We start from the raw sequence: 21,782 nt of genomic DNA, 5'->3' as shown, positions 1-21,782 counted from the left end.
CCGAGGTGGAGCCTCGCCGGACATCCGCCGGAGCCGTCCGGAGCCCGCGATGAGCCCGGCCGGAAGTGCGGCGGAGGGTGCGGCCGGGGGTGCGGCGGGGGGTGCGGCCGGGAACGCCGGCGGCTCCGCGGCGGACGGCGGCGCACCGGCGGTGCGGCGCTGGTTCGGCCGCCGCGGCACCGCGCCCGCCACCGCACCCGCCCGCCGCGGCGGACGCTCGATCCTGCGCGTGCTCGGGCCGCACTTCGTCATCGCCCCGCCCGAGGTGACCGACCACGAGCTGTCCGCCGCCATCGGCACCCTGCGGCCCGTCCCGAACGCCCTGGTCGTGGTGGCGGCGGCGACGGACGCGGCCCCCGTGCTGCGCGAGCAGATGGCCGAGCTCGGGATGATCGCCCGGGCCCGCGGCGCGTCCAGCCTGATCCTGGCCGCCTCCGGGCTGGCCGCCGTCGGCCCCGGCGGCCGGCGCCCCGCCGAGGTCGTGGCCGACAGGGCGGGCATCACGGTCGTCGCCCCGGACGGCATGGTCGCCGTCCAGCCCGACGGCACCCTCAAGGTGACCGCCCCGAACGGCTCCGCCGAGCCGGCCACCTGGTGGAGCTGCCCGCCCGGAGGCCGGGCCCGCCGACTGCGCGAGACGGTCGCCGCCACCGCCCCGGTCGCCCCCGGGCCGGTGCTCCCCGCGCCCGGCGCGCTCCCCGTTCCCGACCCGGCCGGACCGGGCGCCGGACGGGCCGGCGCCCCCGCCGGAACGGGCACCCCGCCCGCCTCGGTGTCGGTCCACCGGCTGGCCACCGGCTTCTGGCTCAACCACGTCACGGCCCGGCCCGCGGGGCCGATGCCCTTCCTGCGGCAACTCGCGACGCCCCCCGGGACCACCCCGCTGCTGGTCGGCACGCCTGCCCGGCCCGTCCTGGACCCGCAGGAGTTCACCGAGGCCGCGCTGTCCCTGCCGATCGGCTCCGACCAGCTCGTGGTCAGCGCGCCCTGGGCCGACCCGGGCGCCGTCGCCCTGCTGTCCGGCAGCCTCGCCGAGCGGCTGGGGCGACCGGTCCACAGCGCGATCGGGCTGCCGGTCGCGGGCGGCAGCGGCTACACCACCGCCGTGCTCGACCACCGGGGCGCCGCCTCCTGGGAGCCGTACCTGCTCCGGCTCAGCTCCTCCGGCCGGCACGAGACCGTCAGCTCGGCGTGGCGCAAGGGCGCCGCCGGCTGGGAGACGGTGGGGCCCGGACTGTTCCGGGCCTTTCCGTTCTGGTGCCTGGAGGCCGTACCGGCCGGGCTCTGGCTCCGCCCGGAACCCCCGTACGCCTGGGCCCCGCGCTACCTGCGCCCGGACCCGGCCCGCCCGACCATCGTCGTCGGCGAGCAGGCCCGGCTGGTCCCGCACCACGTCTGGGAGGAACTCGCGGCCGTCCTCGACCAGTTGCCGGTCCCCGGCGTCCGGGGGTACGGGCTGCTGCTGCACGGGCTGGTCGACGCCGCGTCGGAGAGCAGCGCCCGGTTCTTCGCCCGGATGAACGGCCTGGTGTGGCTCGACCCGCCGACCCGGCCCGCCACCGGCGACCCGACCGGACCGGCCGGTATCGGCGCCGGCACCTGGGCGGGGGCCGTCCCGGCCCCGGCCGCCGAGCGGTTCGCCCTGTCCGCCCCGGCGCCGCAGCCGGCACCGGCCGGCGCACCCCACGGCCTCGGCCCCGGGGCTGCCCTCCCCACCGGTACGAACCCGGGGCTCACGACCGAGACGGCCGCCCCCACCAGGGCACCGCACGGCCTCGCCCCCGAGGCCGCCCTCCCCACGGACACGGACCCAGGGCCCGCCCCCGAGGCCGCCCTCCCCACCGAGCCGCCGGTCGGGCTGTCGGTCGGGTTGCCGACCGCGCCCGTGGGCCTGGCCACCAGCGGTGGTGTGCCGGGAGCGGGCGGTACGGCGACGGAGTCGGCCACCGGCGCTCCGGGGAGTGCGGGCGCGGCCCGTCGTCCTGCCGCTGGGGCAGGGCCCGAACCCGGCTCCAGCGACGAGGAGTTCACGGCCGCGGCACCCGGAGAGCCGACGGCCGCTGGCCTCACCACCGAGCCGCCCGACCATCGCACCACCACCGGCGAGGCCAACCGATCCGCCGGCCCCACAGGGGAGTTCGCCACCGAGCCGCCAACCCTTCGCACCGCCGACGGCGAGACGCCCCAGTCGGGAGAGCCTGCAAGGGAGTTCTCAACCGGGACCCCGCTCGCGACCATGCCGGCCACGGCGCCCGCCCCCGCCCCCGTCTCCCCCGCCCTCGCCGCCCGCTACTTCACCGCCGCCGACGTCCTGCCCCTGGCCCCGGTCAGCGCCGTGCAGGACCGCGACGCCTTCCGGCTGCTGCTCGGCGAGCACTACCACCGCTGCGCCGGGCGGGTGGAGCCGGCCGTCACCCGGCTGCCGGGCCTGCGGTCGACCGGCCGGGACGACTTCAAGGCCGACCTGGTGGCCGTGCTGCTGCACCACGAGGACTCCGGTGTCCCCGCCGACCGGGCCGCTCTCCTCGCCGAGGCCCGCGGCGGCGTGGAGGGTCCGCTGCGCCCGTACCTCGCCTGTCTGGGCTCGGGCCTGCTCCGGCTGCCGAGCCACCACGGCGCGGTGCTGCTGGGTGCCGATCTGGCGCCGGAGGCGCTGGAGGCCTTCCCGGTGGGCCTGGTGCTCCTCGAACCGGGGGCGATCGCCGGCCTGGCCTCGCCCGCGGCCGACCTGGGCGCCCCGGTCGAGTTCGCCGTCTGGTCGACCACCGGCCGGCGGACCGCCGCCTTCGGGGACGACCGCGAGGTGCCCCAGGTGGCCTTCCCGCCGGGGACCGGCTTCGTGGTGGTCGATGTCGCCCCCGGCGACGGCGTGGCCCGCCCCGCCCGGGTGCTGCTGCGCGAGACCACCGGCCCGGCGCCGGCCGGCCCGGACGCCGGGCGGGACCTCAGCGCCCGGAACCGGCTGCGTGCCTGGCTGGAGCGCCGGGACAAGGTGGCGCCGGCCGACCGCCGGACGGTCACCCGCCCGGACCGCTTCCGCCTCACCCCGGGCGTGCTCCTCCCGGAGCCGCCCACGCCCGCGAACCCCGATCCCGACCCGTCCGCCATGGCCTGACCGGCCCGCGCCACCCGCGCCACGCCCGAACGGCCCGGCGGCGGTTCACCGGTGTCCGGAATCCCCCGGACACCGGCCACCCCGCCCCGCCCCGCCCACCGAATCCCCGCCCACCGAATCCCCGTCCACCGAATCCCCGTCCGCCAGATCCGGAGTACGCATGCCGTCGAAACACGCCCGGCCGTCGCGCCCCAGGGCCCTGCACATCGCCACGGCCGCGGTGCTGGTCACCGCCGTCACCGCGACGGTCGCCAACGCCCGCCCGCACCGCACCACCCAGCCCCCCGAGCCCGGGTCCACCGCCACCGCCGCCGCCACCACCTCCACCGGGAACGGCCTCGACGACCCCCGGATGAAGGACATCGCCCAGCAGATCGTCTCCAGCGCGGAGAACTCCTCGCTCGACTGGAAGGCCCAGTTCGCCTACATCGAGGACATCGGGGACGGCCGCGGCTACACGGCCGGCATCGTCGGCTTCTGCTCGGGCACCGGCGACATGCTCGACCTCGTCGAGCACTACGGGAAGCTCAAGCCCGGCAACGCGCTGTCCGGGTACCTCCCGGCGCTGCGCAAGGTGAACGACTCCTCCTCGCACGCCGGCCTCGACCCGGACTTCGTCGGGGCCTGGAAGAAGGCGGCCCAGGACCCGGTCTTCCGGCAGGCCCAGACGGACGAGCGGGACCGGGTCTACTTCAACCCGTCCGTCATGCAGGCCCGGACCGACGGGCTGCGCGCCCTCGGCCAGTTGGTCTACTACGACGCCATCGTCATGCACGGCCCCGGCGACGGGTCGGTCAGCTTCGGCGGCATCCGGGCCGCCGCCATGAGGAAGGCCAGGACGCCCGCCCAGGGCGGCGACGAGAAGGCCTACCTGGCCGCCTTCCTCGACGCCCGCCGGGCCGCGATGAAGACCGAGGCCGCCCACGGGGAGACCGACCGGGTGGACACCGAGCAGTTGGTGTTCCTGAAGGCGGGCAACCTCGATCTCAGGCCCCCGCTGGTGTGGAAGGTCTACGGCGAGTCGTTCAGGATCGACGGCTGACGGGCATCCGCCGCAGCGGCTCCCCCGCCGCCACGGCCGACGGCCGGCCGCGGACGGACCGGGGTCCGTTCGCGGCCGGCCGTCGGGTCCGGCTCAGCGGTCCTTGTCCGCGGCGATCAGGCCGGCCTGGGCGGCGGTCAGCCGGCCCTGGTCGTACAGCCAGCGCACCGTGTCCGCCATGGTCTCGGCGGTCGGCCTCGGGGTCAGCCCGCCGGTGCTCGCGGCGGGATCGACCGGGGCCGCACAGGCACAGGTGTACACGGCGCCGTACTCGGCGGGGATGTGCCAGGGCCATCCGCGCTGGAGCAGGCTGGCCAGGGCGCCGACCGGCAGCATGGCCCGGGCGGGGAGGAAGGCCGCGGGCAGTCGCCGCCCGGTGACCTCCCGCAGGGTCCGCACGTACTGCCGGGTGGGCAGGTGGCGGCCCGGCCCGAAGTGCCGGCCGGAGCCCGCCCGCGGCGTGGTCAGCAGCCGGGCGTGCAGCCGCGCGGTGTCGCGGACGTCGCCGACCGGGAAGCCGCCGAGCGGCCAGATCGGCATCAGTCCGCGCAGGGCGTTGCGCAGCCGGGCGTTCTGGTCGCCCAGCCCCGGGTCCTGCGGGCCGAGCAGCGCGGGCGGGTAGCTGATGACCACCGGCGCGCCGTCCCGCTGGTGGCCCCGGGCGATCCGCTCGGCCGCCGCCTTGGTCGCCATGTAGGTGTCCCGGGGACAGCCGACCGGGGAGTGCTCCCCGAGCGGCCGTCCGGGGGACGGCAGCAGCGCGACGATGCTGGAGACGTGGACGACCGGGTCGGCGCCCGAGCGGCGGGCCGCGGCCAGCACCAGTTCGGTCCCCCGCTCGTTGGTCCGGCGCATCCGCTCGTCGTGCCGGCTGTCGAATGAGTACACCGCGGCCGCGTGGAGCACGGCGTCGGCGCCGCGCACCGCTCGGGCCGCGCCGCCCTCGTCGGTCACGTCCCCGACGACCAGGTCGACGGCGCCCGGGTCCACCGCCAGCAGGCCGAGGACCCGCTCCGCGGCGGCCGGGTCGCGGACCAGCATCCGCACCCGGTGGCCGCCGCGGACCAGCGCCGCGACCGAGTGGATGCCGACGAATCCGGTGCCGCCGGTCACGCTCACCAACATCGGTCGTCCTCCCCTCAGCCGATCTGTTCCGGTGTGCCGCCGATGCCCCGGTGGAAGGCGCCGCCGTAGAACAGCAGTGCCTGCCGGTCGTCGGCCCAGTCCGAGGCGAGCACCTCGCCGAGGAAGATGGAGTGGTCGCCGCCGTCGTACTGCTCGGCGAGCTTGCACTCCAGCCAGGCCAGCGAGCCGGACAGCAGCGGCGCCCCGGTGAACGGGCCGGGCTGCCAGTCGAGGCCGTCGAACTGGGCGGCCCCGCGCGGTCGGCTCTTGTTCGTGAAGTACCGCGCCAGGTGCTCCTGGTCGGCGCCGAGCACGGTGACCGCGAAGGACCTGGTCGCCGTGATCGCCTCGTGCATCGTCGCGGAGCGGCCCACGCAGCACAGCACCATCGGCGGCTCCAGGGAGACCGAGCTGAAGGCGTTGGCGGTCATCCCGTGGGCGTACTCGCCGCCCGTGGTCAGCACCGTGACCCCGGTGGCGAACCGGGCCATCGTCTCGCGCAGGGCCTTCGGAAGAACGGCGTGGTTCTCGGTGGCCGCCGGCGTCACGTCCGGCAGCTGGGTGTTGACCGGGGACCGGCCGTTGCCGATCACCGTGCCTCCCCCGTCCGCACCGGCCCGGCGGGCGCGGCCGGCGCCACCGCGAGGGCCCGTGCGGCCTGGCCCTCGGCGTACGGCGCCAGCGCCTGGCGCAGCTCCTCGGGCACCCGGGAGGGGACGGTGGCCGTGTTCGGCCCGCGCATGCACGCGATCCGCTGCCGACCGCGGGCGACCAGGTTCTCCTGCTCGCCGTCGATCCGCAGGTAGTCGAAGCTGAACTGGATCTGGGTCTGGGTCAGCTCCTCCAGCCGCATCCGGACCGACAGCTCGTCGAACGAGGTGATCTCGGCGAAGAAGTCGCACTCCACCTTGAGGGTGAACAGCTTCAGGTCGTCCTGCAGCTCGGCGAGCACGCCCGGCGCCTTGTCCTTGAGGAACATCTCCCGGCAACGCCCCTGCCAGCGCAGGTAGTTCACGTAGTAGACGTTGCCGACGAGGTTGGTCTCCTCGAAGCCCACGGTGTGCCGGATCTCGTAGTAGGCCGACATCAGTTCTCCTTCCCGACGAGCACGGCGAAGAGCACCGGCTCCGTCCGGTCGTTGACGGTGGTCACCCAGGTGGCGACGGCCGCGTCACCCGCGGACAGGACGACCCAGCCGCCCGGGTGGACGCGGTCGAGCGTCAGCGCCTGCGTGGTCGCGCCGGACTTGCGCAGGCATTCCAGCGCGCTCCAGACCCTGGTGCCGGCCACCGCCGGGCTGCAGCCCGCCTCGCTGACCAGCAGGTCCCGCAGGGCGAGCTGGCCGGCGCCCAGCAGCGCGTCCCAGTCCTCGGTGCTGCGCTCCAGGACGGTCTCGACGTCGCAGGCGAGCCGCCCGGCTCCGGCCACCGCCAGGGTCAGGCCGGGGCCGTGCGAGGCCGACACCGTGATGCCCTCCAGGCCGGGCGCACCGGCGAGTTCGGGCTTGCCGTCGGGCCGGTGGAGCAGTGCCACGGGCCGACCGAGCGCCCGGCCGAGGGCCGTCTCGGTGCGGGCCCTGCGGTCCCCGTCCGCGGCGGACTCCGCGGCGGGCTCCGCGGTCGGCTTCGCCGCGGGTTCGACGACCACCGCGCGGTTGCCGCCCAGCACCTGCTCCAAGCCGCGCTCCAGGTACGAACCGAGCATCGCGGGCACCCACGGCCCGGCTCCGTCGCGCTTGCGGACGGCGACCAGGGTCAGCCCCTCCCAGCGTTCGACGACCTTCCCGGACGGCGTGCGCACGTCGAGGTCGTAGACGTAGGTGTCGCCGTCCTGCGAGCGCTCCCGGGCGTCGAGCACGACGTACTCGGCGTCCTGGTCCGCAGGGTCGGCCAGCCACAGCCGCTCGATGCTCTGCGGCAGCAGGGTGGCGTCCGGCACGCAGCACTGGATGGCGTGCATCATCGCGTCCCGGGTGCCGGGGTCGGCCAGCTGCTGGTCCTGCGGCAGGAAGGCCGCGAACCACGGCGCGGGGGCGGTGGTGGAGATCTCCGCCAGCGCGTGCCGGGCGCTCGCCCGCCGGTACTCCAGCAGGCGCTGGAACCGCTTGCCCTGGAAGAGCACGCTGCCGTACAGCTCGGTCACCGGGTCCACCGGCACCGCCGGCAGGCCGAACTCGACCGGCACCGGCGTCCCGGGCACCTCGGGCCGCGGGTAGCGCAGCCTGGCCCGGAAGTGGTCGGCCGCGAACTCGGTGCCCTCGCTGCGCAGCACCACGTCCACCGTTCCGGGCTCCCGGACGAGCGCCGCGATCCGGATGGTGGTCGAGCCGCCCGGCCGGACCACCACGGGACGGCGGAACTCGACGTCCTCCAGCAGCGGCGGGCCCTGGTGCCCGCTCACCGCGGCGGCGACCTGGGCCATCGCCTCCATGCCGAGCACGGCCGGGAAGAGCAGGTCGTCCTGGAGCCGGTGGTCGGACAGGTAGGGGTCACCGCCCTCGGTCAGCTCGGTCTCGGTGATCAGCTCGATGTCCGGGTGGTGCACCAGCACCCGCTCGACGAACCTGGTCAGCGGCAGCTCGCGCCGCACGGTGGTGAGGGTCGGCAGGCCGCCGGCCCGTCCGCTCACCACCAGGACGGGGCCGGCCGTGGGGTCCGCGAGCACCTCGCGGAGCACCTGGATCCCGTTCTCGGTGGAGATCGGCGTGATGCCCTCGCGGATCAGCGCCTCGACGACGCCGAGCCGTTCGCCCATGCCCGCGCCGGACCAGACCGACCACTCCAGCGCGATGGCCCGGGCCCGCGGGTGGCGGTCCTGGAAGCGCAGGGTCAGCTCGGTCATCCAGTCGTTGGCGGTGGCGTAGTGGGCCTCGCCGCGCAGTCCGGCCCGGCCGATGATCGAGCCGAAGGTGATCAGCAGCTTCAGGCGTTCCGGTTCGACGGCCGCCAGGACCGCCTCCAGGCCGTCCGTCTTGGGCGCCAGGGTCCGCCGGAAGTCCTCGGCGGTGAGCGCCTCCAGGGCGGCCGGGTGGTTGAAGCCGGCGCCGTGCAGGACGGCGGTGACCGGGCCGAGCCCGTCGACCAAGGAGGCCACCGCGGCGGTGATCTGCTCGGCCGAGGTGACGTCGGCGCGGGCGTACCGGTGGCGCAGGCCCGCGGCCTCCATCCGGGCGAGGTTCCCGGCGAGTTCGGGGTCGGTGGCCGGATCGGCGCGGCCGATCAGGGCCAGGGCCGCCCCGGAGTCCTGGGCCATCGCGATGGCGCACTCGGCGGTGATGCCCTTGCCGCCGCCGGTGACCAGCAGGACGTCCCCGGCGTCCAGCGGGGACTCTCCCTCGACCGCCGGACGGAGCTGCAGCGGCCGGAGCACCGGGACGGTCCGGCGCCCGTCCGGCTGGTAGCGGACCTCCGCGAAGCCGGCCGTGGCGGCGGTCTCGGCGACCACCCGGGCCACCGCCTCGTCGCGGGCCGCGCCCTCGGGGGCGGTGTCGGCCAGCTCGACCACCGTGGTCGGGACCGACGGGTGCTCCAGGTGCAGGGTCTTGGCCAGGCCCGCCGCCCCCAGCCGGTGCTGGACCACGACCAGCCGGGTGCCCTCGGGGGCGGCCAGGACGGCCCGCCCGGCGGTCAGGAAGAGCTCCGCCTCCTGCGGTCCGCACGCGTCCGGCAGGCAGAGCAGCACACCGTCCCCGACGCCCGCTGCCGCGAGCGCGGTGCGCAGCGGTTCGGCGAGCGGGTGGCCGGGGGTGCTGTGCACCGTCCACTGCCCGGCGGCGGCGGACTGCGGCGCGGCGGGGCGGGCCGGCAGGACGGCGTCCACGTGCTCGACCGCGAAGGGCCGCACCCACGGAGCCACGCCGGCGGCCTCGCCCGCGGACTCGCCGCCGTCCTGCGCGGTGTCCGCCAGCTGGTCGATCAGCTCGGCGATCCCGCCCAGGTTGACGGTCGCGTAGTTCGGCGTCGCGGCGAGCACCGGTCGGCCGAGCGCCCGGGTGACGTCGTTGACGATCTGACCGATGGTGATGGAGCTCAGGTGCAGGTCGTCCATCGGGTGGGTCTGCGCGGTGACGGACTCCAGCGGCAGTTCGACCCGCTCGGCCGCGAGCCTGCGCAGCAGTTCCAGGGTGGAGTCCGGGCCCTCGCCGGTGTCCGCGGACACCGCCGCGCCAGCCCGCTCGCCCTGGCCCGGCCCGCCGTCCTGCGCCGCCAGGTCCGCGTCGATGGCCGGGGCGGCCTCGCAGGGGTTGGCCAGGAAGGTCATCGCACCGTCCGCCGGCAGCGGCCGGACCAGGCGGTCGCCGAACAGGGCCTCGGTCCGCAGCGGTGCGCCGAGCGCGAACGCGGCGCCGGCGACCCTGAGCAGCGAGCCGAGCGAGGCGCTGTCGGTGTCGACCGCCAGGGTGGTCACGTCCGGGGCGATCTCCGCCAGCAGGCCGGAGAGCACCCGGCCCGGGCCGACCTCCACGACCAGGTCGGCGTCGGCGACCGCCACGGTGGCGGCCTCCTGGAACCGGACCGGCAGCAGGACCTGTTCGCGCAGGACCTCGCGCAGGTCGGCGGACGGGTCCAGGAGCCGGCCGGTGACGGTGGAGGCGATCGGGCGGACGGGCTCGTCGAAGTCGAACCGCGCGAGTTCCTCCGCCATCGCGACCGCGGCCGGCTCGACCAGCGGCGAGTGGAAGGCGTGCGACACGTTCAGCCTGGTGGCCGTGACGCCCTCGCCCGCGGCCCGGCGGCAGACCTCGTCGACCGCCTCGGCGGGGCCGGAGAGCACGGTCTGCCGGGGCCCGTTGTAGCCGGCGACGACCACGTCCTGTCCCTCGGACAGCCGGGCGGCTTGCTCCGGCGTCGCCGCGAGGCCGGCCATCGCGCCGCCGCCGCGGCTCGCCCGCGCCATCACCCGGCCGCGGATCGTGGCGAGGCGCACCACCTGCTCCGAGGTCATCGCTCCCGCCCAGTGCAGGGCGGTGAGCTCCCCGAGGCTATGGCCGACGGCGGTGTCGGCCTGGATGCCGAACGCGTCCAGCACCCGCAGCGCGGCCAGCGAACCGGTGACGATGCGCGGCTGGGCCACCTGGGTGGCGACCTGGTCGTCGCCGGTGGGCAGGGCGGCGGCGCGGAACACCTCCTCCGCCGTGGCGAAGCGGCGCCGGATCGCGCCGACGGCGCCGCGGCCGGAACCCTGCCCCGGGAAGAGGTAGGCGATCCGGGGGGCGGTCCGGTCGTGGCCGAGGAAGATCCCCTCACCGGCCGAGAACGCCTCCCGCGCTCCGGAGTCGAGCAGGGCGAGCAGCCGTTCGAGGGCGCGCACGGCGTCGTCCGGACCGGTCGCCACGACGGCGGCCCGCACCGGGCCGCCGGTGAGCCGGTCGGCCAGCGTGCCGGCCAGGTCCGCCAGTTCCGCCTGGGCCAGCTTCGGCACCAGGTCGAGCAGCCGGGTCAGTTCGGCGCGCAGCGCGGCCGTGTCCGGGGCGTCCAGCAGCAGGAGTTCGGCGTCCTGGCGGCCGGCCACCAGCCGGGTGGTGTCCTCGTCGAGCGCATCCCGCCGGGTGCTGCCGGGTGCCTCGGCGAGGGTGATGTGGGTGTTGATCCCGCCGAAGCCCATGGCGGACACCCCGGCCCGGACGGGCTGGTCGGTCGGCCAGAGTTCGGCATCCCGCGGGACGTACATGGCCGCCTCGTCCCCGAGCAGGCCGGGGTGCGGGTCGACGTGGCCGGTGGCCGGGGGGATCACCTGGTGGTGCACGGCGAGGGTCGCCTTGATCAGGCCGGCCACGCCCGCGGCGGCCTTGGTGTGCCCGAAGTTCCCCTTGACCGTCCCGAGCGCGGCCGGACGGGCCGTCGGGTCCGCCATCCGGCGGGCGGAGGACAGCGCCTCGATCTCGGTGGCGTCGCCGAGGGCCGTGCCGGTGCCGTGTCCCTCGAAGTACGAGACCGTCTCGACGCCGTAGCCGGCCCGCCGGTAGGCGCGGGTCAGCGCCAGCCGGTGCCCGCTCGCCTCCGGCCGGGTGATGCCGCCCTTGCCGTCCGAGGAGACTCCCCAGCCGCTGATGCTCGCGTAGATCCGCCGCCCCTGCGCCAGCGCGTCCCGCTCGCGCATCAGCACGAGCATGCCGGAGCCCTCGCCGGGCCAGAAGCCGTTGGAGTCCCGGTCGTAGACCTTCATCTCGCCGGTGGCCAGTGCGCCCGTCTTGGCGAAGCCGATCACCTCGAACGGGTCGATCGACAGGTCGACGCCGCCGGCGACGGCCACGTCCAGTTCGCCGTCGGCCAGCGCCTTCGCCGCCGTGACGACGGACAGCAGGGAGGAGGAGCAGGCCCCGTCGACCGTGTAGCCGCCTCCGCGCAGGTCGAAGTGGTTGCAGATGCGGCCGGCGATGGTGTTGGCGAGGCCGCCGGCCAGCGAGTCCTCGTCGATGGCCGGGAAGGGCGCCTTGTACTGCGGCTCCAGCTCCTGGAGGAACTTCGCGACCTCCCCCTCGGTCCAGCCCTGGCCGCTCAGCGCGGCGGCCACCGTGCGGCGCACGTAGGGCCACCGCAGTCGCATGATGTTGGCCCGCGAGAATTCCCCGGTGAGGCTGTTTCCGACCACCACGCCGGTGCTCTGGTGGGGAAGGCCCGAACCGTCCGGGAATCCGGCGTCGGCGAGCGCCTCGGCGGCCACGTCGAGGGCCAGCCAGTGCGTCAGGTCGGTCGCCCGGTACGTGCTTCCGGCGACGCTGTATTTGATGCGGTCGAACGCGTAGTCCCGGAGGACCGCGGCCTTCTTGGTGTAGTGCCGGTCGGGCGCGCTCCGGTCCTCCGACCAGTAGTCGGCCTGGTTCATCCGCTCGTCCGGCAACCGCCGGAAAGCCCGCCGGCCGCCCAGTACGTTCTCCCACAGTTCGCTCGCCGAATTGGCGTCCGGGTAACGGAGGCCAATTCCCACGATAGCGATCCGCTCACTGCTCACGTATTCACCACCCATGGAGATGAATTGACGGCGATTCTTTTCGCCGACTCGACACGACTGCACTGTCCTCAAGGGTGCGGCCGCGGCCGTACGGGTGTCATCTCCGAGTTTGCTTTCCGCCTGGTGGGGGCGCGGATTTGACATAACGGTGTGATTTCATGGCGCCGCTATTCAATAACGCCGTCATTTTCCGGGACCGGCCGCGTCCGTTCCGGCGCCCGTGCGGAGGGCCGTGCAGGCGGCTGTGCCGAGGGCCGTGCGGACGGCCGTGCGAAGTGCCGTGCGAATGGCTGTGCGAACGGCTGTGCAGCGTCCGGGAACGCACCGAGGCTCCCGCCGGTTCGGCGGGAGCCTCGGGTCGTACAGGGTCGTACAGGGTCGTGCGGGTCGTGCGGGCCGTGCGAAGGGTCAGCCGCCGGTGCTCGCCGGCAGGCGTGCCCCGAGCCGGGCGCCCAGCTCGCGGGCCGCCGTCAGGGCGGCCCAGGAGGTGAGCTCGATCAGCGCGGTGTCGCCGGGCCGGCCGCGCCGGAACTCGGCGACGAGGCCGTCGTCGACCTGGTAGGAGGCCTTGGCGGTCAGCAGGGCCAGCCGGCCCGCCGGACGCTCGTCCCCGGGCAGGTCCGACACCGCCTCCTCGACCCAACCGCGGCTGATCCCCGGCGGCCGGCCGTCCCACGCGGCCAGCTGCTCCGCCACCAGGGCGCGCACGCCCTCGGGCGCCGCGCGGGCTCCCGCCGCATCGATCGCGGCGGCCGCCCGCGCGAACGCCCCGGCGACGCTGGGGGTGCCCGCCGCCCAGCGCAGGTCCCCGGGCAGCGGCGCGGAGGGCAGCAGGTCGAGCGAGGTCCCGGCCGGCGGGGCGACGCGCGCGCCACGGCGCATCAGCCGGCCCAGGACCGCCCTCGCCACGGCCCGGGCGGCCGGCGGGAGACCGGCCGGCAGCGGGCTCGGTTCGAGGAACAGGTTGACCATGCGGTTCAGGTAGTGGAAGGTGACGGCCACCCCGACCAGCTCGGGCCCCGCCTGCGCGGGGAACGGCGCCCCTTCCTCCGGCGCCCGTTCCCGGTCGCCGTCCTGCCCGAACCAGTCGGCCCACCCCTCGGCCGTCGCGCGGGCCGTGCCCGGGGCGGCGGCCCCGGGCAGCAGCGCGGCCAGGGTCGTGCCGTGCACCTCCACGCAGTACGGACAGGAGTTGGCGGCCGAGACCGCCGCGGCCACCGCCTCCTTGGTCGCCCGGTCGACCCGCCCGCCGGCGACCAGGGTCTCCCGCAGCATCACCCAGGAGGCGGCGAGCACCTCCGGCGAGGCCGCGTGCAGCCCGATCGGCGGTGCCAGCATGCCGAACTCCCGCTCGACGTCGGCGAAGACGCCGGCCACCTCCTCCCCCGCGTCACCGGGCCGCACCGCGGCGATCCGGTGGATCTGCGCCATCGACCGCCGCAGGGCCGGCCGCAGGAACGGTGTCGTCATGTGCCTCCTCCTCGATGGCTCGATCCGGTGTTCCGGCCCGCTAGCGGCGCATCAGGCCGGGCAGCTGCACCTGCACGCCGCGCCGTCCGCTGGTCGCACCGTCCGGCGCGGGCGCGCCGTACTTGACGTTCACGCCGCGCTCCTGCGCGGCGCTCACGATGCCGGGGATCGCGCGTTCGGCGAGCGCGGAGATGGTCAGCGCGGGGTTGACCGTCAGCGCTCCCGGGACGGCGGAGCCGTCGGTGACGAAGATGCCCGGGTGGTTGCGCAGTTCCTGCCGGTCGTCGAGCGCCGAGGTCTGCGGGTCGTCGCCGATCCGGCAGGACGCCAGCGGGTGCACGGTGTAGGCGCCCACCAGGTCGTTGGTCCACGGCATGACGCGGGCGAGTCCGTCGCGCTCCAGGATGTCCTTCACGACGGCGTCCGAATCGGCCCAGGCGCGCAGGGTGTTGGCGGTCGGCTGGTACGAGATCGTCCCGCGCCCGAGCATCTGCTGGGAGATCCGGGCGGCGTTGCCGGTGGGCGGCGGCGGCCCGAAGACGCCCTCGTTGTCGTCCTCGATCATGGTGAAGACGGTCAGCCAGGACTGCCACTGCCGGACCAGTTCCTTCTTCTCCACGCCGAACCAGCTGGGCCCGGTCGCGTCGGGCACCTGGGCCAGGATCGTGCCGAACCCCGGCGGGAAGTAGAGCTGTTCCAGGGAGAACCGGGAGTGCTCCGGCAGCGACCCGTCGAGGTTGTCCCAGCTCGCCACGACCGGGCCCTTGCCGATCTGGTTGGCCCGGAACGCCCGGCCGTCGGAGCGCTTGAGCCCCAGCAGGTCACGGGCCTTGTCCTCGTCGACGACGGCCGTGTTGAGGCGTTCCCCGTTCCCGGAGAAGTAGCGGCCCACGGCGTGCGGCATGGTGCCCAGGGTCGCCTCGGAGCGCTGGAGGATCACCGGGGTGGCGCCGGCGCCGGCGGCGAGCACGATGATCTTCGCGTCGATCGTGCCGCTGCCGACGTGCACCCGGTAGTCCTCGTCGTCGACGACGTTGTAGTGCACCCGGTAGCCGCCGTCGTCCGTCCGGGAGAGCTGCTGCACCTCGTGCAGCGGCCGGATCTCGGCGCCGTGCGCGAGGGCCGCCGGCAGGTAGTTCAGCAGCAGGGAGCGCTTGGCGTCGAAGCGGCAACCGGACATCATCCAGTTGCAGTTGGTGCACTTCGCCCGGTCGATGGCGGCCGGGACGGGGTTGGCGGTGCGTCCCGCGTGCTCGCAGGCGGCGGCGAACAGCCCGCCCGCGTACGTGACGTCGTTCCAGTCCTGCTGGTTGATGGGCAGCGCCTCGGACACCCGGTCGTACCAGGGATCGAGGACGTCCCGGTCGATGGCGGCCGGCCACATCCGGCGGCCGATGCTGCCGCGGCGCTCGAAGGCGAACCGCGGCGCGCGCGGCATCGCGGCGAAGTACACCACGCTGCCGCCGCCGACGCAGTTCCCGCCGAGCAGGCTCATGCCGTCGCCCACCACGAAGTCGAAGATCCGGGTGTACGAGGAGCCGAGCATGAAGTCGTGGTCGAAGTCGTCCGCCTTCAGCCACGGGCCGCGCTCCAGGATGGTGACCCGCGCGCCGCCGGCCGCCAGGTGGTACGCCGCGATCGCGCCGCCGAAGCCGCTGCCCACGATCAGGACGTCGGTGCTCTCGTTGCTCGTCATGCGGGACTCCCTGTGGGCGTGGTGTCCGGGTGGGGATCGGCCAGCTGCTTGCCGTACGAGAAGTCGGGGAACCGCCACAGGCCGTCCTCGCCCGGCTTCATGAAGCCCATCCCGGTGAGGCCGGGGTGACCCGCCGCGAGCGCGTCCGTGGTGTGCATGTGGGCGGCGGTGTCGAAGGCCATGTTGGCGAACAGCGCCAGCAGGACCCACAGTTCCCGTTCCTGGTGACCCTTTCCGGTCAATTCCTGGACCAGGCGGGTCCGGTCGGCGAACGGCAGGGCGACGAACGGCGGCACCGAGTCGTCGAGCCGCAGGCCGTGCTCGTCCGCGTAGCTGGTCGCGTGGCGGTTGAGCGCCTGTTCGTAGTCGTCCAGCGCGTCCGTGAGTCCGGTCGCGGGGGTTTCGAGCAGTTCGATGGCGCCCGCCTGGACGGCACCGCCGCCGGTCGAGGCGCCGGCCACCGCCCGGTCGTCGGGCGACCGTTTCTCGCCCGGGACGATCGTGTCCGCGAAGGCCTCGAGTGTCATGGTCCGGTCATGGTTTCGATCTGAGGTAGGCGATCCCACCGGCATCTCCTCGGGAGCTTGTCGAAAAGCGGGGACGGCGCAGACCGGCCGGTCCCGATTCGCATACGCGACTGTGGCATCGTGCGCGCAATGCGCTACCCCCCGCATCTCTCGCGTTGCTGAGGGGTCCGGACGCCGTTCAAACCCGAAATCCCGGGTTGTCTGACGATCGGGCATGCCAACGGCAAGTGCCCCACGCACCATTGCGACTGTCATGTGCCTGCTGCTACGGTCGTCACTTGCTATGGCGGCGACACTTTTCAGCTTCGCCTTCCGAAGGGGGTTCTCCCTTCGCTTGCCCTGGCGCCTTCGACAGTCGGCCTGTCACCGCGGCCGTGACTTTCGTTCCCGATCATCGCAAGGGTGGAATTCTGTTCATCCGCAGGTGCGGCGGAGAAGCTGGAGTCAAAGATGACATCTGCCATCGAGCAAGCTGTTTCCCGGGCCATCGAGACCATGCACGACAACATCGGCGAGTTACTGACGATCGACGATATGGCGCAGGCGGCCATGTACAGCAAGTTTCACTTCTCCCGGGAATTCCAGCGGATGACCGGGGTGTCACCACGGCGGTTCCTCTCCGCCCTCCGACTCGAAACGGCCAAGCGCCTCCTCATCGAGACCTCGTTCACGGTGACCGAGATCAGCCACCGCGTCGGGTACAACAGCGTCGGCACGTTCAGCTCACGGTTCGCCAGCAGCGTCGGCGTGCCTCCCACCACCTACCGCCAGCTCGGGGGTTTCACTCCCCGGATCGAGGTCGACTCGCGCGGCCTGGCCCGCAGCACGGAGCTCTCCACCTTCCGCGGCGAGATCCGGCCCCCGGTCGCGGGGAGCCTCGGCCTGGTGTACGTCGGGCTGTTCCCGACCCGGGTCCCCGAGGGCCGGCCCGCCGCCTGTACCGTCCTCCCCCGACCCGGCGTCTTCTTATTCGACCAGGTGCCGGCCGGCACCTGGTACCTGCTGGCGCACTCCGTCCCGGCCGCCTTCGACGAGGTGCTGACGGGCGACCACCCCGTCTCGGTGGGATCGGTCGGACCGATCGAGGTGCGGCCTGACGTGCCGCTGCTGCCGATCGAACTGCGCCTGCGCCCGGCCCGCGTCCTCGACCCGCCGGTCCTGCTGGCCCTGCTGGACGCCCGGGCGATCGCGCAGACCGTACTGGCCCCGATCACGGACACCGCCTGATCCGGCCCGGGCCGCGCCGGCCGGCCACCACCACAGGGGCCTTGCGCGACGACGGAGGCCCTCCGCGCAGAGCCCCCGCGACGGATGTCGCGGGGGCTCTGTCGTGCGCGGCGCGAGCGCTGAGCGGCCACGGCCGCGGCCGCTCAGCCGGCGGGGCTCACCGTCATCGGCAGACCGCCGCGCACCCGCAGCGACAGCATCGGCTCGGCCACCACCCGGTACCCGGGCACCTTCGTCAGCCGCAGCTCCCGGGCGACCATGGCGATCGTGAACGTCGCCTCCAGCAGCCCGAGATGGTTCCCGATGCAGAAGCGCGGCCCCGCCCCGAACGGGATGTAGGCGTAGCGCGGCCGGTCCGTGGCCCTGTCCCGGTCGAAGCGCTCCGGGTCGAACTGCTCGGGGGCGTCCCAGAAGCGCGGGTGGCGGTGCAGGGTGTACGGGCAGATCAGGACGTCGGAGCCGGCCGGCACGTGGTACCCGCCGACCTCGTCGTCCGCCTGGGCCTGCCTCGGCAGGATCCACACCGGCGGGTAGAGCCGCATGACCTCCTCCACCACCATCGAGGTGTAGCGCAGGCGGTGCAGGTCCTCGAACTCGGGCAGGCGGTCGCCGAGCACCTCGACGGCCTCGGCGTGCAGCCGGTCCATCACCTCGGGGTGCCGGTCGGCCAGGTAGAACGTCCAGCCGAGGGTGCTCGCCGTGGTCTCGTGGCCGGCCAGCAGCAACGTGACCAGCTCGTCGCGCATCCGCTGGCGGGCGACCTTGCGGTCGGACTCCTGGCGGGTGGCGACGATCAGGCGGGACAGCGCGTCCTCCCCCTCGATCCGCCCGGCGTCGCGGGAGACCCGCTCCGCCACCAGCCGGTCGACCACCCGCTGCAGGTCCTGCCGGGCCTTGCGGAAGCGGAGCTGCTTGGACAGCGGCACCCAGCCGGGCACCATGCCCATGGTGACCATGTCGAACATCGCCTGGTCCTGGACGGCCTCGAAGTCGTGGCCGACCGCCTCGAAGGCGCTGAGGTCGACGTCGAGCAGGGTGCGGCCGAGCACCCCGAGGGTGAGGGCCGTCACCTCCTTGACCACGTCGACCGGTCGGCCGCCCTCGTGCGCCCGCAGCCGGCCGACCAGCTTGGCCGCCTCCTCCGCGACGGCACCGGCCTGTTGGACGATCCGCTTGTGCTGGAAGGCGGGCTGGATCTGCCGGCGCTGCTTGCGCCAGAGCTCCCCCTCGCTGGTCAGCAGGCCGTTGCCGAGGGCCCGCCGGGCCTGGGCCAGGCCGATCCCCTTGTGGTAGTTGGCCGCGTTGTCCGCGAGCACGTGCTTGGCGTGGTCGGGGTGGTTGAAGAAGTAGAGCGTCTTGGGGCCCATGGAGATCCGGACGGCGTCGCCGTACTCGGACGCGGCGGCGCGCATCATCTCCAGCCGGTCCCCCACCAGCCTGCGCAGCAGGACGGGGGCGGCCCGGCGCGGCGGGCCCGGCGGCACCCGGCGGGTGGCGGCCACGGCTAGCACCCCCCGGCGTCGACGAAGCGGTCGGCGATGGCCTGGCGCCACACCTCGAACGCGGGCAGCGCACCCGGCACCGGCCCGCTCGGCCGCACCTCCTGGGTGACCGCGGCCGCCTCGGCGGGCGCCATGCCGCAGAAGACCCGGGTGGCCAGCTCGGTGTGCGGCACCAGCAGTCCGGCCCGGATCCGGGCCTCGGCCGCGAAGGCGCTGCCCTGGGCGACCATCGACCGGTGCTCTCCGGCCCGCTCGCGGAAGGCGCACAGCTCCGCCTCGTCCACGCCGCCGGCGTAGGTGGCCGCCAGTCCGGCACCGCCGTAGAGGTCGGACCACCGGGACTCCGGGAACTTCTCGATCATGGTCGCGACCAGATCGGCGTCGGTCCCGCCGACGAACCACAGGGCCCGGCCGATGCCCTGGTCGATCGCCCGCCCGGCGTACGACGGGTTGTCGTGCGCCGGCCACGGGAAGGCCGGGTCCCGGTACTGCTGGTGGACGTACCGGTCGGTGCGGAAGTACGCCTGGTGGAACCCGTACCCGTCGAGGACCAGCCAGCGCAGCAGCGGGTCGAGCCTGTCGACGTCGGGCCAGCAGAACCTCGGCAGCCGGGCCATCGCCCAGCCGATTCCGACGTAGACCATGTAGACGTGGTCGGCGCCCCGCCCCTCGAGGCAGCGGGCCACCGAATTCCGGCCGGACATCCGCAGCCCGTCGAGCATGGCGAAGCCCATGCCGGCGCCCTCGTAGGCGAAGCCGCGGAACCGGTCCGGGATTTCCTCCAGCGGGTATTCCGCCTCCGCCGGGTTCCGGGCCTCCACCGCGTAGGCGTAGCCCTCCAGGAACCGCGCGCCGACCGTCTCCAGGAGTTCCTGGGCGGCCGGCGACTTCCGGTGGAAACCACGCGTTTCCAAGAGCGTTTCAGAGGTGCTCGGAGTGAGAACTCGTCGTCGGAGCGTCCGCCATGCACTGGACACGCCTTACTCCTCTCAGATTTCCCCCGGGGCAGCCGATCTGCCCCGCGGATGACTTCGCACCGGTCCGGCCCGGGGCCGCCCGAAAGGCGCTCAGTCCGCCCTGGCCGTCTTCCCCGGCGCGGGCGAGGGCCCGGCGTCGCGGAAGTGCTCGCGCACGTTCGCCCGCCAGAGCTCGTACGGGGGCGGCCCGTCGGCGGCGGCCCGGGTGCGGCCGTCCACCGCGCAGTCGTCGGCCACCTTCGCCGCCGCCTCGACCGACAGACCGGTCAGGCTCGTCGAGGCGACCTCGGAGTGCGCGGGCACGAAACCCGCGTACGCGCGGGCCTTGGAGGCGAACACCGACCCCTGGGCGAGCTGCGCCCGGTGCGGGCCCGCGACGTCGAGCAGCCCGGCCAGGCCGTCGGCCGTGCCGCCTCCGGCGAAGGTCGAGGCCAGGCCCACACCGCTCCACAGATCGCCCTGCCGGTCCGCGGCGAACCTGCCCACCGCGGCCGCGACGTTCACCGGCGATCCGCCGTGGATGAACCACAACGCCCGTCCGACGCCCTGGTCGACGGCCCGCTGGAAGTACTCGGGCGCGCCCTGCCACGGGTACGGCTTCGGCCTGCGCTGCTCGTCCACCCAGCGCCGGGTGTGGAAGTAGGCGAGGTCGAAGCCGTAGCCGTCGACGGCCAGCCAGCTCATCGTCGGGTGGTAGGGCGTCCCGGTGAGGTCCGGCAGCACCTTGCGCCACAGCGGCCTCGGCAGCCGCGCCATGGCGAAGCCGATGCCGATGTAGGCCAGGAAGATGTGCGGCTGCCCGGACCCGGCCAGCAGGTCGCGGGTGCGGTGGCCGCCCCGGCCCATCGCGTCCAGCACGGTGAAGGCCATGGTCGCGCCCTCGTACGCGAATCCGCGCTGCTCGGGTTCGACCAGGCCGAGGCGGCGCTCGACCTCCCACTGGCTGCGGGCGTCGATCCCCCACTCGAAGCCGCACACCACCGCCTGGGGCACCGCCTCCAGCCGCTCGGTGCTCTCCGTCGGTGTCACCGGGAAGCCGCGTCCGGCGAACGTCACCGAGGCCAGTGACGGTGTCAGTACCAGCCGGCGCAGCGATCCGAAGGTCGTCGGCACGATCCCTCCCAGGCTTCACGTCCCGAATGTGACTGTCTCCCCATGGTCCTGACGCCGTGTCGCGGAACGCATCTCCGCGATTGCGTTCCTGGACCGGCGCGGCCGCCCGGCGTCTTCGGACGTGCTCCGCCCTCCGCCCCCTCGGCCTCCGGGGACCCCGGACGCCACAATGGAACCGGCCCGCGCGGGGCCGGGTTCCGGCGTCGCCGGTCCGTCCCCGTCAACGTCGTCCGACCGAAGGAGAACCCGTATGAGCACGGATCAGCGGAACGCCGAGGCCACGCCCGGATCGCTCTGGGACCGGGCGCCCGACCACCTCGCCTACCGCGGTGCCCGGGAGAACATCACCGCGCTGGTGGGCGACCGGACCGGGGCGGCCGACGTTCCGGTGCCCGCCTGTCCGGGGTGGACCGTCCTGGACGTGGTCGGCCACCTGCTGGAGGTCTGCCGGACGGTGGCCGCCGACGCGCCGGGCAACCTGTGGGAGGTCCCGCACGCCGACTCCGACGACGGCCTCGCCGGTCTGCTCGACGAGTGGTCGCGGCTGGACGGCCGGGTGGAACGGGTGCTCACCGAATCCCCGCAGCTGCGGCACACCATGCTGATGATGGACGCGTTCACCCATGAAATCGACCTGCGGGGCGCGTTGGGGGCGCCGGTCGTCCCGGACCACGCGTCCTACCCCTCGTCGTTGGACCTGGTCGTCCGGGGCTTCTCCGCCGCGGTGCGCACGCTCGGGCTCCCGGCGCTGCGCATCGAGACGCCGGGCTCCGACTGGCAGGCCGGTGACGGCGAGCCGGCCGCCGTCGTCCGCGGGCACCGGCACGACCTGCTCCGCTCGCTCACCGGCCGGCGCTCGCTCGGGCAGATCGCCGAACTGGACTGGAGCGCGGCGCCCGAGTCCTGGCTGCCCGCGTTCACCTGGGGCCCGTTCCGGCCGCCGCAGCGGGTGGCGGCTCAGCCAGTCCCTGTGCAGTGCGGTGGCGTGGACGCCGTGCGGACTGCGGCGGTGCGGGAACGGAATCTGAAGTGAGGTG

The 21,782-nt window shown here is 74.5% G+C and carries 14 protein-coding genes; 4 read left to right on the top strand and 10 right to left on the bottom strand.

Annotated features, from left to right (window positions below; all coding sequences use genetic code 11):
* Positions 1-49 precede the first annotated feature (49 nt).
* Positions 50-3,115 (top strand): hypothetical protein, encoded by a 3,066-nt coding sequence (locus ABZ449_RS30900; RefSeq protein WP_360352768.1) that lies wholly within the window; start codon positions 50-52, stop codon positions 3,113-3,115.
* A 160-nt stretch (positions 3,116-3,275) separates the two neighbouring features.
* Positions 3,276-4,157: a chitosanase gene (locus ABZ449_RS30895; RefSeq protein WP_360352766.1), complete on the top strand. Its 882-nt coding sequence runs from the start codon at positions 3,276-3,278 to the stop codon at positions 4,155-4,157.
* Positions 4,158-4,250: 93 nt separating this feature from the next.
* On the opposite strand, the gene ABZ449_RS30890 is transcribed toward ABZ449_RS30895, so the two are convergent.
* From ABZ449_RS30890 to ABZ449_RS30860, 7 genes are all read right to left on the bottom strand, one after another.
* Positions 4,251-5,282, bottom strand: coding sequence for an NAD-dependent epimerase/dehydratase family protein (locus ABZ449_RS30890; protein ID WP_360352764.1), 1,032 nt, complete (start codon positions 5,280-5,282; stop codon positions 4,251-4,253).
* Between the two features lie 14 nt (positions 5,283-5,296).
* A complete protein-coding gene (locus ABZ449_RS30885) occupies positions 5,297-5,875 on the bottom strand; it encodes a flavin reductase family protein (RefSeq protein WP_360352762.1) in 579 nt (192 codons plus the stop codon).
* Positions 5,872-6,369 carry an acyl-CoA thioesterase gene (locus ABZ449_RS30880; RefSeq protein WP_360352761.1) on the bottom strand — a complete coding sequence of 166 codons (498 nt, stop codon included), beginning with the start codon at positions 6,367-6,369 and terminating at the stop codon, positions 5,872-5,874. The genes ABZ449_RS30885 and ABZ449_RS30880 overlap by 4 nt, the downstream gene beginning before the upstream one ends.
* On the bottom strand, positions 6,369-12,248 hold the full coding sequence (locus ABZ449_RS30875) for an SDR family NAD(P)-dependent oxidoreductase (RefSeq protein ID WP_360352759.1): 5,880 nt from the start codon (positions 12,246-12,248) through the stop codon (positions 6,369-6,371). Before ABZ449_RS30875 ends, ABZ449_RS30880 begins: the two co-directional genes overlap by 1 nt.
* Positions 12,249-12,641: 393 nt before the next feature.
* Complete coding sequence (locus ABZ449_RS30870) at positions 12,642-13,703, bottom strand: carboxymuconolactone decarboxylase family protein (RefSeq protein WP_360352757.1); 1,062 nt, start codon at positions 13,701-13,703, stop codon at positions 12,642-12,644.
* A gap of 40 nt (positions 13,704-13,743) precedes the next feature.
* Positions 13,744-15,399 (bottom strand): GMC family oxidoreductase, encoded by a 1,656-nt coding sequence (locus ABZ449_RS30865; RefSeq protein WP_360352756.1) that lies wholly within the window; start codon positions 15,397-15,399, stop codon positions 13,744-13,746.
* Positions 15,396-15,926 (bottom strand): DUF5987 family protein, encoded by a 531-nt coding sequence (locus tag ABZ449_RS30860; protein WP_360352754.1) that lies wholly within the window; start codon positions 15,924-15,926, stop codon positions 15,396-15,398. Before ABZ449_RS30860 ends, ABZ449_RS30865 begins: the two co-directional genes overlap by 4 nt.
* 450 nt (positions 15,927-16,376) lie before the next feature.
* On the opposite strand from ABZ449_RS30860, the gene ABZ449_RS30855 reads away from it, so the two are divergent.
* Complete coding sequence (locus ABZ449_RS30855) at positions 16,377-17,153, top strand: helix-turn-helix transcriptional regulator (protein ID WP_360352752.1); 777 nt, start codon at positions 16,377-16,379, stop codon at positions 17,151-17,153.
* Between the two features lie 143 nt (positions 17,154-17,296).
* On the opposite strand, the gene ABZ449_RS30850 is transcribed toward ABZ449_RS30855, so the two are convergent.
* The 3 genes from ABZ449_RS30850 to ABZ449_RS30840 all read right to left on the bottom strand — a co-directional run bounded on the left by ABZ449_RS30850 (position 17,297) and on the right by ABZ449_RS30840 (position 20,745).
* Complete coding sequence (locus ABZ449_RS30850) at positions 17,297-18,655, bottom strand: cytochrome P450 (protein WP_360352750.1); 1,359 nt, start codon at positions 18,653-18,655, stop codon at positions 17,297-17,299.
* A gap of 2 nt (positions 18,656-18,657) precedes the next feature.
* Positions 18,658-19,632: a DUF1702 family protein gene (locus ABZ449_RS30845; RefSeq protein ID WP_360352748.1), complete on the bottom strand. Its 975-nt coding sequence runs from the start codon at positions 19,630-19,632 to the stop codon at positions 18,658-18,660.
* Between the two features lie 90 nt (positions 19,633-19,722).
* The gene (locus ABZ449_RS30840; protein WP_360352747.1) at positions 19,723-20,745 is read right to left on the bottom strand and encodes a DUF1702 family protein; all 1,023 of its coding nucleotides are present in this window, start codon (positions 20,743-20,745) and stop codon (positions 19,723-19,725) included.
* A gap of 250 nt (positions 20,746-20,995) precedes the next feature.
* Here ABZ449_RS30840 and ABZ449_RS30835 point away from each other — a divergent pair, with 250 nt between their 5' ends.
* Complete coding sequence (locus tag ABZ449_RS30835) at positions 20,996-21,778, top strand: maleylpyruvate isomerase family mycothiol-dependent enzyme (protein ID WP_360352745.1); 783 nt, start codon at positions 20,996-20,998, stop codon at positions 21,776-21,778.
* Positions 21,779-21,782 lie beyond the last annotated feature (4 nt).

The sequence above is a fragment of the Kitasatospora sp. NPDC005856 genome, assembly GCF_040629945.1.
Lineage (GTDB): Bacteria > Actinomycetota > Actinomycetes > Streptomycetales > Streptomycetaceae > Kitasatospora.
The sequence above is the reverse complement of the archived record's forward strand: the minus strand, read 5'-3'. Positions and strand labels throughout refer to the sequence as shown.